The sequence below is a fragment of the Arthrobacter sp. BC5 genome, assembly GCF_056680255.1.
Genome location: NZ_CM155273.1, coordinates 942,039 through 953,465, shown reverse-complemented (window position 1 = coordinate 953,465; position 11,427 = coordinate 942,039). Strand labels below are relative to the sequence as shown.

Annotated in this window: 13 protein-coding genes; 4 read left to right on the top strand and 9 right to left on the bottom strand. The window is 65.3% G+C overall.

All coding sequences use genetic code 11. The annotated features are described in order from the left end of the window. The first annotated feature begins 45 nt into the window (after positions 1 to 45). Positions 46 to 924: a GAF and ANTAR domain-containing protein gene (locus tag AC1MFI_RS04240; protein ID WP_479819892.1), complete on the top strand. Its 879-nt coding sequence runs from the start codon at positions 46 to 48 to the stop codon at positions 922 to 924. On the opposite strand, the gene AC1MFI_RS04235 is transcribed toward AC1MFI_RS04240, so the two are convergent. Next, positions 921 to 1,313 (bottom strand): four-helix bundle copper-binding protein, encoded by a 393-nt coding sequence (locus AC1MFI_RS04235; protein WP_479819891.1) that lies wholly within the window; start codon positions 1,311 to 1,313, stop codon positions 921 to 923. The genes AC1MFI_RS04240 and AC1MFI_RS04235 overlap by 4 nt on opposite strands. 124 nt (positions 1,314 to 1,437) lie before the next feature. Beyond that, positions 1,438 to 1,785: a DUF3040 domain-containing protein gene (locus tag AC1MFI_RS04230; protein WP_479819890.1), complete on the bottom strand. Its 348-nt coding sequence runs from the start codon at positions 1,783 to 1,785 to the stop codon at positions 1,438 to 1,440. Positions 1,786 to 2,462: 677 nt separating this feature from the next. Between AC1MFI_RS04230 and AC1MFI_RS04225 the strand changes: the two genes are divergently transcribed. Further along, the gene (locus AC1MFI_RS04225) at positions 2,463 to 3,158 is read left to right on the top strand and encodes a DsbA family oxidoreductase (RefSeq protein WP_479819889.1); all 696 of its coding nucleotides are present in this window, start codon (positions 2,463 to 2,465) and stop codon (positions 3,156 to 3,158) included. Positions 3,159 to 3,475: 317 nt separating this feature from the next. Here AC1MFI_RS04225 and AC1MFI_RS04220 read toward each other — a convergent pair whose 3' ends face one another. Together AC1MFI_RS04220 and AC1MFI_RS04215 are read right to left on the bottom strand one after the other, a co-directional pair. Next, complete coding sequence (locus AC1MFI_RS04220; protein WP_479819888.1) at positions 3,476 to 4,459, bottom strand: cation diffusion facilitator family transporter; 984 nt, start codon at positions 4,457 to 4,459, stop codon at positions 3,476 to 3,478. Next, on the bottom strand, positions 4,456 to 4,938 hold the full coding sequence (locus AC1MFI_RS04215) for a transporter substrate-binding domain-containing protein (RefSeq protein ID WP_479819887.1): 483 nt from the start codon (positions 4,936 to 4,938) through the stop codon (positions 4,456 to 4,458). Before AC1MFI_RS04215 ends, AC1MFI_RS04220 begins: the two co-directional genes overlap by 4 nt. Before the next feature lie 712 nt (positions 4,939 to 5,650). Here AC1MFI_RS04215 and AC1MFI_RS04210 point away from each other — a divergent pair. Beyond that, positions 5,651 to 6,730: a TerC family protein gene (locus AC1MFI_RS04210; protein WP_479819886.1), complete on the top strand. Its 1,080-nt coding sequence runs from the start codon at positions 5,651 to 5,653 to the stop codon at positions 6,728 to 6,730. 121 nt (positions 6,731 to 6,851) lie between these two features. Here AC1MFI_RS04210 and AC1MFI_RS04205 read toward each other — a convergent pair whose 3' ends face one another. From AC1MFI_RS04205 to AC1MFI_RS04195, 3 genes are read right to left on the bottom strand one after another with little or no spacing between them, the layout of a single operon-like run. Beyond that, positions 6,852 to 7,619 carry an SCO1664 family protein gene (locus AC1MFI_RS04205; protein WP_479819885.1) on the bottom strand — a complete coding sequence of 256 codons (768 nt, stop codon included), beginning with the start codon at positions 7,617 to 7,619 and terminating at the stop codon, positions 6,852 to 6,854. Next, a complete protein-coding gene (locus AC1MFI_RS04200) occupies positions 7,619 to 8,173 on the bottom strand; it encodes a DUF3090 domain-containing protein (RefSeq protein WP_479819884.1) in 555 nt (184 codons plus the stop codon). Before AC1MFI_RS04200 ends, AC1MFI_RS04205 begins: the two co-directional genes overlap by 1 nt. Positions 8,174 to 8,188: 15 nt before the next feature. Beyond that, positions 8,189 to 8,890: a histidine phosphatase family protein gene (locus tag AC1MFI_RS04195; protein ID WP_479819883.1), complete on the bottom strand. Its 702-nt coding sequence runs from the start codon at positions 8,888 to 8,890 to the stop codon at positions 8,189 to 8,191. 205 nt (positions 8,891 to 9,095) lie between these two features. Here AC1MFI_RS04195 and AC1MFI_RS04190 point away from each other — a divergent pair, with 205 nt between their 5' ends. Further along, the gene (locus AC1MFI_RS04190; RefSeq protein WP_479820779.1) at positions 9,096 to 10,025 is read left to right on the top strand and encodes a quinone oxidoreductase family protein; all 930 of its coding nucleotides are present in this window, start codon (positions 9,096 to 9,098) and stop codon (positions 10,023 to 10,025) included. Between the two features lie 83 nt (positions 10,026 to 10,108). Here the strand turns inward: AC1MFI_RS04190 and AC1MFI_RS04185 are convergent, their stop codons facing one another. Both AC1MFI_RS04185 and AC1MFI_RS04180 read right to left on the bottom strand, forming a co-directional pair. Next, a complete protein-coding gene (locus tag AC1MFI_RS04185) occupies positions 10,109 to 10,294 on the bottom strand; it encodes a hypothetical protein (RefSeq protein ID WP_479819882.1) in 186 nt (61 codons plus the stop codon). Positions 10,295 to 10,397: 103 nt separating this feature from the next. Continuing rightward, positions 10,398 to 11,372, bottom strand: a complete 975-nt coding sequence (locus AC1MFI_RS04180) for a class I mannose-6-phosphate isomerase (protein ID WP_479819881.1) — start codon at positions 11,370 to 11,372, stop codon at positions 10,398 to 10,400. Positions 11,373 to 11,427 lie beyond the last annotated feature (55 nt).

The following is an 11,427-nucleotide window of genomic DNA, read 5'->3' as shown; positions in this document are numbered from 1 at the left end:
ATCTTCCTGGTGTCCGGTGCGGGGTCCGTGACGTTGGTGAGGCTCATGATGGCGCAGGACCCTTCGACCTCCGGTCATCCACCCCATGATCGCGAGGGAGCAGGCGGTTCGGATCCGTTCGATCGTGACAACGAGCTGCAGGCCCGATTGCATCACCTGGTCGCGGACAGCGGCGACATCGTCGAGTACCTGGACTTCCTCACCCGTACCGCCGTCGAGGTCATCGGCTCTCCTAGTGGGGAGGTGTTCTGCGGGATCACGCTCCTTCGTCCGAAGCGGGCTGCGACGGTCTCGAGCAGTAATGACCTCGCGCAGCGGATGGACGAGGCCCAGTACGGGTTTGATGACGGTCCGTGCCTCACTGCTGCACGTGAGGAACGCGAGGTGTATATCGCGGACGTCGACGACCTTCCCTCGTCGTCCGGGTACCGGCGAGCGATGGAGGACTTCGGTGTCCGCTCCGTGCTCGCCTCTCCGATCCGGCTCCCGGGAGAGGCAGCCAGCGCCCTGAACCTGTACTCCACGACCGCAGACGCCTTCGCGGTACGTGATCGGGGTGTGGCGCGCCGCTTCGCGGAGGAAGCATCGAAGTCCCTTCGGATCGCCGTGCGCATCGCTGAACTGGCCGATACCGGTGCTGATCTGCGTGCCGCGATGGAAGGACGGCACGTCATCGACACCGCGGTCGGCGTCATCATGGCGCAGAACCATTGCAGTCAGGAGGAGGCCTTCTCGATCCTGAGGAAAGCCTCAAGCAGCCGCAACATCAAACTCCGAGACCTCGCGCAATCCATCATCGATGGAATGAGTGATCCCGCCCCCGGAAACCTCAACACACACGCCTGCTGCCCGACCTGTCGGCTGAACGGGATCGTGGTTCAGGTGTCTCAGGCGGTCCTCGTGGGGGTGGTGCTGGGTGGTTAAAGGAGGTCTTTCAGGGCCAGTTCCGCGTTCCTGCAGGTGTCGGCGCAGATCCGGCAGTGGGGGTGGTCGTGTTTGCCGCACTCGATGGCGCAGGCGTTGCACGCTGTGCGGCATGCCAGCAGGAGTTGCTGGATCAGGGTGTCGTTCGGGTCTGTGCGGCGGGTGAGGATGTCTGCGGTGACGCGGCACAGGTCCGCGCAGTCCTGGTTCCTGCGGATGCAGGCGGTCATGTGCGGCAGGTCCTCTTCCGCTAGGCAGGCGTCCGTGCAGCTGGTGCACGTCTGCGCGCATTCGTTCAGGGCGGTGATCGCAGCGAGAACGGGGTGATCCTGTGCCGGCGTCCCTTCGGTGCGGGGGTGTGTGGTCATCATCTGCTGGGTGCGAGTCACAGTGTGTGATCCTTCCGGGATGGGCACGCGCGAAGCGGGTGCGGCGTCGTCGACGCTCCCATTAGTCGGCGCTTTCCTTACGGGTCAAGCTTCAGGTGAGGCGCATGCCGGTCGTCCTCGAGTGTCAGCGTTTGGGGCTGCCAGGACCCTGCTGGGATGCGGGGCCTTTTTCAGGGCGGTGTCGTTGACGGCTCATTGGGCGGTGCATGCGGTCAGCGGCAACGCAAACGACGATCAGTCCTGTCAGGGCCATGGGCAAGAGACTGGCGAGGGCTCCGATGATCAGGAGCCAGGCTCCAGCGGTGAGGACAGTGGAGAGGATCAGGGTGCGGCGGAGCGCCGGCGACAGTAACCCGGTCGACGTCGGGTCTGGCGTGAAGGTGATGTCGTTGGCTGGGGTGTGGGGGAGTTCATCGGCGAGGATCCGCTCAAGCTCGTTCCATGCTCTGCGTTCGTGCTGGGACAGCGTCACAGAAAGTCCTTCCTGGTGATGTGGTGATGCGAGTCTGATGTGGTGCGGGTCGTCATTAGTTCATCGAACACAGCACCCCGATGCATCTTTGGATTCATCCAATGAAAGACTTGACTCCTAAGAGACAGAGTTTCCTCGGTGTCCGGCGATTCACCGACCCTGCCCGAGGTGTGGAATCGGCTCAGCACTGCAGGTCGAAGTGGGGCGAGCTGGCGTCGTCAAGGCCGGCGACAGGCTTTCGGTCGTCAGGGAAATGTGGGTAGAGTGCCTGCCAGTTGCTTAGCAGGGGGCTCAACCGACGTTCTTGACGGAGCCCATCATCAGCCCACGCACCTCACCATCGAGCCCGGACCTACTGCGCCTGCGGGTCGGGGAAGTCACCGGGCAGGCGCGACCGAATTACTTACGCATGTCGATGCGAGAACTGCGGATATACGCGAACCGGCTGTACGAGGCCCTGGACAGTGAGCACCCGAGTCAAGGAGCTGTCTATGAGTACCGGTTAATCAGTGCCATCATCACGATGCGTGCAGACCACGCTCGACACCGCTCACCCTGACGCCCACCGTGAAGCTCAACCATGACGCTCAATCACGTTTCGCCTTGGCAGGAAGTCAAGGAGTAGAAGTCAACGGACTGTCCTTGAGCAGGCGCGGGGGTCAGCTTAGGGTCTGTCCATGTCGGCTCTTGATGTTGCCCCCGGAACAGTCGTCGTGTTCACAGATATCATGTGTGGTTGGTCGACCATCGCACTCCATCGGTTCTATCGCGCCCGGGATGCGGCCGGCCTGACCGGTCGCCTGCAGGTCGACCTGCAACTCTTCCTCCTCGAGGACATCAACCAGATCGCCCTCAACAGCAGGATTATCGAGCCTGAGATACCCGTCGTCGGCGCCCTGGAACCGGAGCTTCGCTTCACCCCGTGGCAACGTCACCCCTCGGAGTGGCCGGTGACAAGCCTTCCGGCGAATGAAGCCGTGCACGCGGCGAAAGCACAGTCCCTTGCAGCCGCCGAAGAACTTGATATGGCGTTGGGGCTGGCGTTCTGGCGCGACAGCCGCTGCATCAGCATGTGCCACGAGATCCTCGCCGTCGCCGGCGAGTGCCCTGGAGTGGATACCGACCAGTTGCGGCAGCTTTTCGATTCTGGTGCTGCCCGCGGAACGATGATGCAGTCCTATCTCGATCATCGGGATGATGTGCAGGGCAGCCCCCACTTCTTCCTCGCCAATGGCACCGACACCCATAACCCCGGCATCACCATGCACCAGGAAGGGTCCCCCGGCGCGGGTTTCCTCGTCGTCGACTCCGACGACCCGAGCGTCTACGACGACCTCGTGTCGAGAGCCGCAGCCGCCGCTGGTGTGGGTTGATCCACTCCAGCGGCGGCACCCCGGCGCCCCGGCTGCGGTTGGCGCACCGGTAGACAACGCTTTCGAATCTTCTGCTGATGCGTGCACACAGCGCCTGCGCTGTACGTGCGTTCTCACGTCACAACGTGCAGGGGCGCTGGTCCTCGAGCGAACGGCTGGTGAGACAGTCCTAGCTCAGTCAGCGAATGCGTTCGGCTGCAGGGGTGCACAATGCTGAGAGAGGTGTTCGGTCGTGGCATTGAACGGATGTCCTCAGCGAGGAACAGCATGTAGTAGGCGGTGATGAGGCCTTCCCTGCCTCCATTTTCGCTGCCAGTCTAGGGATGCTTGGTGCTCATTGGGCGTGTCATGGCGGGGATGGTGTGTACGGGGACGACCACGGCGTCGTTGATTTTCCAGTCCAGGTGCTTCAGTCCGGCCTGGGCTTCCTCGAGCTGATCGATACTGATGGCTTGATCTGATGTTGGAACGATGAATGCCTCGATGTGGAATACCTGCCCTTCGTCCCGCACGCGGGCGCCTGCGTCCTGCGCCCATGTCAGTCCGTTGAGGTAGTCCTCTACCTTGCCCAGGAGGGGATGCGGTTCGGCGTCGTCGTAGGTGGTGGCCCTGGCGTCCAGGAGTCCTTTCACGGCCGCGCGGACGTTCACGAATCCGTCGCGGACGATCGAGAACGCGACGATCAGGGCCGCGGTGGCGTCGGCCCACCAGAGTCCGAAACCGATGCCGGTGACTCCGACGATGACGGCGACGCCGGTCATCCAGTCGGCCTTGTTCATGTCGGCATCGGCGAAGAGGACCTTGTTGTGGAGTGGTTCGGCGAGTTTGAGTTTCATGCGCCCGAGGATCACGGGCGGGATGGAGGTGAGCGCCATGGCTATGATCATCAGCCAGCCCAGCCAGAACGTGTGCCCGAAGACTGTGATACCGCCGATGGTGGGGTGTTCCGCAGTGAGCAGTTTGATCACCGAGTCGATGATGAGGTAGCTGCCCATACCGGCCAGTGCTGTCGCGGCAACGAGGTGCGACACCCCGATGGCGCGGTGGTGTCCGAAGGGCCGGTCAGGTGAGGCCGGCCGGCCTGCGACCCTGATTCCGATCAGGAACGCGATCGGAGGGATGAAGGACAGCATGTCCTCGATCCACGCGGTTTTCATTGCCTGCGAGTTCCCCAGGACGAGGAAGATGATGCTCACTGTCATGACCAGCACACCGATTGTGATCCATTCCAGCCTGATCGCGCGTCGGAGCGTCCGGTGTACCTCCTCGGGCATGCGCGATTCACCCCAGTCGCCTGTCACCGGGCCTCCTCCTTTCGACCCTGAAGGTAGGTATCGAGGTCCAACAGGAAGGCGTTCTCGCCGAGTGGAACTGCCAGGACGTGGCTCTGCCGTGATCCGTAGCGGTCGGTCGACTCCTCATACGGGCGGGTCAGGCCGGCCTTCTTCGTCCAGGGCGTCTTCTCGGTCAGACCACCGATCACCAGGTCCAGCTCACCGTGTTCCAGTCGGTTCATCAGATCCTCCTCACCTCCCCGAACCCACGTGATATCTGCCTCGCGCGTCAGCGCGTAGTCCTGAACGAGGTCCACCTCGCTACCGGCCACCTGCTCTCCGTTGTCCTCGATGAACGGCGGATTCACCGACGCGCCGACCCGCATCGTTCCTCCCGTCACTCCCTCGAGGGTGTTCTCGGGGTCTGCGGGAAAGTGCCCGGCGCAGCCCGCCGTCAGCAGCAACGAGACAGCCAATCCAAGACGTACCACCACGTTTGTCTCCATGCAGGGACCGTAAGCCCCGACGAGTTGTCAGGTCACGTAATCGAGTGGGCGCGAGTATGCCTTCAGCTTCGCGGGCTCTTGTGTACCAAGCGGCAGCGCAGTCGCGGACGAGTGACGTGCTAGGTAGAGCAAAACCAGGACACCGATCGGCGGTGCTCATCGAGTGGAAAGAACATCGGACGGATGATTGCGATTTGGGGCTCGGACGATTGGAACATCAAGTGCCCTACATGCGAAGCATGGTGGTCTGGGGGTAGCACCGTGCTCGACGAGCACGAGCGCCGATAACGAACGTATTCGCTACAGGCATTCGCCTGCTTTGAACCCGCTCCTATGAGCTCAATTGATGTAGCGAAACCCACTTCCACAATCAAAGGTTCGTTTTTCCCGTGAAGTGACGAGTTCCGCTACACCGAACGGGTTGGGACACAACGCCAGCTTGCCGAAAGCTTTGCCACCCGATCGCCCTGCTCCAGGCCGAAGCCCCGACGGGATAGATGCAAAGCCCGACAGCGAATGCGTCGTGCAGCTCGGAGGAACAAGCACTCCACCGGATGCGCTAGCATCGATGTATCAAGGGGAGTACTCCCGACTGCGATGGACCCGTCACTACGGATGCACTGATGCATCCCGGGCCATCGGTACCGGCTCACACCGGGCGGAGGAGACCTTGGCGCCTATGTCCGACGCCTACCCCTTTGGAGTACACCTCATGCAGGTCACCCCCACCATCTGGTTGATCACCATTGCCGTGACGATCCTCTTCTTCGTCTACGAGTTCTTCGCGCACGTGCGCAAACCCCACGAACCGACCATCGGCGAATCCGCCCGCTGGTCCGCCTTCTACATCGGCCTGGCCCTGCTGTTCGGCGTCGGGATCGGCACCGTCTCCGGCTGGACGTTCGGCGGTGAGTACTTCGCCGGCTACCTGACCGAGAAGGCCCTCTCGATCGACAACCTGTTCGTCTTCCTCATCGTGATGACGGGCTTCGCGGTCCCCAAGAAGTACCAGCAGAAGGTGCTGATGATCGGCATCATCATCGCCTTGATCCTCCGCGGCGCATTTATCGCCATCGGCGCCGGCCTGATCGAGAACTTCTCCTGGATCTTCTACATCTTCGGCGCACTGCTGCTCGTCCTCGCCTACAAGCAGGCGTTCGGCAGCCACGACGCCAACCCGGCCAACGGCAGGTTCATGCAGCTGGTCCGCCGCATCCTCCCGGTCACGGACAAATACCACGAGGACAAGCTCACCGTGAAGAAGGGCGGCACGCGCTTCGTCACGCCGATGCTGCTGACCATCATCGCGATCGGCTTTGTGGACCTGATCTTCGCCGTGGACTCCATCCCCGCGATCTACGGCCTCACCAACGAGGCGTACATCGTCTTCACCGCCAACGCCTTCGCGCTCATGGGCCTGCGCCAGCTGTTCTTCCTCATCGGCGGGCTGCTCGAGCGCCTGGTCTACCTGGCGCAGGGCCTCGCCGTGATCCTCGGGTTCATCGGTGTGAAGCTCGTGTTCCACGCCCTGCACGTCAATGAGCTTCCCTTTATCAACGGCGGCGAGCCGCTGCTCTGGGTGCCCGAGATCCCCATCTGGCTCTCGCTCCTCTTCATCGCCGCGACCGTCCTCGTCGCCACCGTCGCGAGCCTCGCGAAGACCCGGGGCGACGGCGCGAAGAAGGACCGCGAGCAGGTCGAGGGCGAGCCTGTCGTCACGGCCGACGCCGGCGGTACGGACATCGAGTCAGGGCTCGACGACGACAGGAGCACCGCGGCCAGCCGGAAGTAACCCGTCCGGCAAAGACGTCCCGGTCTCCTGCTTCAGGAGGCCGGGACGTTCCGCATCGGTTCTGATCAGCAGAAGCACATTCCGACGGTCCCGCCGTTCACCTAGGTGCTTCTGCAAGCCCTCAGAACAGCGGCCACGGCACTGCCGGCATCTCACCGCGCGGCGCCGGGAACTGACGTGCCGAGCGCAGCCTGGCGCAGCGCCGCGCCAGCGCAGCGATCTCAGCGGCGGTGAGCAACTCCGCGAGCTCCCGGCCCAGTTCGCCCTGCAGCCCTTCGCCGACCCGATCGATGCCCTCGAGTTCCTCGCCGGTCAGCGGATCACCCATCCACCCCCACAGCACCGTGCGCAGCTTGTGGTCACCGTGGAAGGTGAGGCCGTGGTCCACGCCGTACCGGTGTCCGTCCGCCACCTCGAGGATGTGATCGCCTTTGCGGTCGGCGTTGTTCACCACGACGTCGAACACCGCCATCCGTCGCAATGCCGGCGAGTCCTCATGGACGAGGGCGACCATGCGCCCCTTCTCGTCCTGACCCTCGAGGACCTGCTTCCATCCCGTCTCCGGCACGTCGTCCGCCGCGACGAGGTCGACGGCGTTCTGGTCGGGGTCAGTCTCCTGCCAGAGCTGCACCATGCCCTCACCGAACGGACCGTCCCGCAGCCAGGTGCGCGGCACGATGTTCCAGCCGAAGGCCTCGGACACGAGGTAGGCGGCCACCTCGCGGTGGGCCAGGAAGCCGTCGGGGAAGTCCCACAGCGGCTTCTCACCCTTGATCGCCTTGTACACCACCGCCGTGTCGCCGATGCTGCCCAGGAACGTCGCGTTCGACGCCGTCGTGATGCGCCCGGTGAGCGTCAGCTCGTCGGTCACCAGGTCGGGCGAGGGCATCAGGCCTCGGGCATGGCGCAGGTGTGCCCGTCGGCGTCGATGGGCTGGCCGCAGATGACGCAGAGCGGGCGGCCGGCGCCCACGACCTCACGGGTGCGCTTGGTGAAAGCACGGGCGGTACCGACAGGCATGCTCACGCGCACCATCTCGGTGGGATCGGCGTCGTCCTCGTCGTCGAGCAGCGCGGCGTCGTCATCGTCCACGTCGGTGAGCGGGTAGGCCTCGATGACGATCTGCGCCGTCGTCGGATCCCACCCCAGGCTCATGACACCGGTACGGAACTGCTCCTCCACGGTGTCGAGCTGATCGTTGTCGACGAGTTCGATCGGCGTGCTCGCGGGAACGCTGAAGGGGTTGCCGTCGAGGGCGCCGAGCTGATCGAGGATCTCGTCGATCTTCTCGGCGAGCTGGGCCGACTGCTGCTTCTCCAGCGCGATGCTGACGAGCTGCTTCCCCGCCCGGACCTGCAGATAGAACGTGCGCTGCCCCGGGACGCCGATGGTGCCGACGACGACGCGGTCAGGCCAGGCGAACTCGTGAACAGTTGTAGGCATGGTCCTATTTTAGGCTCATCGGGCCGGGGTCGCCGTGTGCCCTGCGCCACCGCCCACGGGTGCATCGCCGGAGGGGGCAGCGTTCGCCAGCCATGACAGGTCCCCGGCGTCCGTGTTGGTCGCGAAGACGCTCGGCCGGCTCGCGCCGTAGCGCACGATCGAGACGGACGCAGGGCCCACGGTGATGCGCTGGAACAGGTCGAGGTGCATGCCGAACGCATCGGCGAGGACCGACTTGATGATGTCGCCGTGACTCACCGCGACCCACGCCGCCCCCGGCCCGTGCTCGGCCTCGAAGGCGGCATCCTGGCGTCTGATCGCGGCAACCGACCGGGCCTGCATCGTGGCCATGGACTCGCCGTCGGGGAAGGTGACGGCGGAGGGCTGCGACTGCACCACCGACCACAGGCTCTCCTGGGCGAGCTCGGCGAGCGTGCGGCCCTGCCACTGGCCGTAGTCGCACTCCGTGAGGTCGTCGTCGAGCGTCGACCGGGGCGTGCCGCCCTGCCGGTCGAGGATGAACCGGGCGGTCTCCCGGCACCGCTCGAGGGGGCTCGACACCACGCCGACGAGGGGTACGGCCGCGAGCCGCGCACCGGTCACGGCCGCCTGCTCGCGGCCCGTCTCGTCGAGGCTGACGCCAGGGGTCCGCCCGGCCAGCAGCCCGGTCGCATTCGCTGTGGTGCGGCCATGCCGCACGAGGATCACTGTCGCCATCCACCCAGCCTAGCCACCGACCCGAGGCGGTGTTCAACCACACCTCCGGGCGTGGGAAACCGTGCGGTGGAATCCTTGGCACCCATTCCGTGTTCTACAGCCGACGGGGTTCCACACCCCTAGGGGAGACACCAGGTTTTTCCGTACCTGCCGGACTGCAGTGTCCCCGGCAGGACAGAGCACTAGAAAATGGAGTTGATTCGCTATCAAAGCAATCGGAGTCACCGAGTTCGGCGGTCCTGAAGCACTGACCGTTCAGGATCTTCCCGAGCCGCATCCCGGCGAGAAGGAAGTCCGTATCCGCGTCAGGGCAGCCGCAGTAAGCCCGACCGACACCAATGTCCGCACGGGCGCCTATGACATGACCCAGGTGGAGCCACCGTACATGCCCGGCATGGACGCCGCCGGCGTCATCGACGAGGTCGGGGACGGCAGCGCATGGGAGGTCGGGGATGAGGTGATGGCCATCGCGTTGCCGTTGGGGCAGCATGGGGGCGCATACGTCGAGTACCTTGTTGCTCCCGACGACTCGATCACTCGTATCCCCGCAACGAGCACGCTCGAGGAAGCCTCCACGATCCCGATGAACGGTCTGACCGCCGTGCAGATCCTCGAGCTCGCCGCGCTTCGACCCGGGCAGGTCATCGCCGTCACTGGTGCCGCTGGGACGCTCGGCAACTACACGATCCAGCTCGCCAAGCAGCAGGGCCTGACGGTCGTTGCAGACGCAGCACCGAAAGACCGCGACCTGGTGCAGGGACTCGGGGCCGATCACGTCCTCGATCGAGGTGAGGACCTCGCCGGTCGCATCAGGGAGATCTTCCCCGACGGGGTCGACGCCGTCGCGGACACAGCGCTCCTGCACGACGACGTCGTGCCGGCCCTTCGCGATGGCGGAGTCTTCATCTCCGTTCGGGGCTGGAAGGGGGAGCCGACCCGCAGCATCCGCTTCGAAGCGGTCTGGGTGTTCGACGAATACCACTCGCAGGCCAAGCTCGACGCGCTGCGCCAGGCAGTGGAGGACGGAGTGCTCACCCCCCGGATGGCGCACACCCTGCCCGCCGAGGAAGCACCGGAGGCTCATCGACGCCTGGAGGCGGGCGGCGTCCGTGGTCGGATCGTCCTGACCTTCTAGCGGTCCTGCGGTACGGGCCCCTGGTGGTCGTACCTCGGTACGACCACCAGAGGCCCGTACCAGGAACCTGAGGCCCGGCCCGGCTACGGCTGCGCCGGCTCGTAGCCGATGAGCCAGTGCAGCCCGTGGCGGTCGATCACCTGGCCGTCCGTCCTGGCGAAGTCCCCGTAGCTGAAGAGGGACACTGTCCCACCGAACACCTCCGCGAAGAAGCCGAGGGCTTCCCGCGCGGTCCCCGGAAAGCTGATGTAGACCTGTGGTGCTGGCATCCTGTGCTCCTCATGCCACGGAGTGTGGCGTCGCTCCGACCCTGCGTGTGCCTGACGGAAGGTAGACGACGTCAGTTCACCCAAGTCATCGGCCTGACCGGATTCAGGCGGCCGGCGGCCGCGCCAGCAGCACTTCGCCGGCGCCATCGAGCGTCACGTTGCCGGCGCCGGCCGGCAGCAGCCACGTGCTGCCGCGAGGAGCGGAGCGGCCTTCGATAGTGACAGCGCCCTCGCTGACGACCAGCACGGCGAAGCCGGGATCGAGGGAGACCGTCCCCTCGACGGGGACGCGCTCGAGCCGGAAGAACGGATCGGCGTCGGACGGGAAGACCGATCCCGACGGCGGTGCGGTGCGGACGAGGCCGCGGAGCGACTCCCGGGGGAGCGCGGTCCGCTCGACGGCGGTCAGGGCCAGCTCGAAGCCGAGGCCCAGGTGACCGTCGGCGGTGCCGTCGAGCGCGAAGTCCCGCCACTCCAGCAGGATCGAGAGGTCCTCCGGCTGCTGCAGTTCCAGCAGCAGCACACCGGCGCCGATGGCGTGCAGCACGCCGGGTGGCACGAACACCACGTCGCCCGGTGCCACGTGGACCTCGTGCAGCAGATCCAGGAGCGCGTCGACGTCCTGTGCCTCGACGAGGGACGCCAGCTCAGCCCCGCTCACGTCACGGGTGAGCCCGAGGTGCACGGTGCCGGCCTCGAGGATGTACCAGGCCTCGGCCTTGCCATGGGCGTGCCCGAGATGCCGGGCCGCGAAGGCGTCGTCGGGGTGGGCGTGGACGGGCAGGCGCTGGCCGGCGTCGAGCAGCTTCACCAGCAGCCGGACGTCGCTCCCCCAGCGGGCAACGTGCTCCCCACCGAGCCAATACCCGGGATCCGCAGCGACGGCGTCACGCAGGAGTGAGCCGTCCGCCAGGTGGGTGAGCCCGAGCTCCTCCTCGCCGAAGATCGTGGTCGTGGAGCCGATCCAGTCCTCCGGCTCGAACCCGGCCGCTGCCGGCTCTCCGCGGAAGGCCGAGATGCGTGCCCCGCCGCGGTAGAAGCGCTCCGGCGGTCGGTTCGAGGGCAGGCGTTCGATCATGGCGCTCACTTCCTGTAGGTCGGCGGTGCTCAGCACAGCGTAGCCATGCGACGCC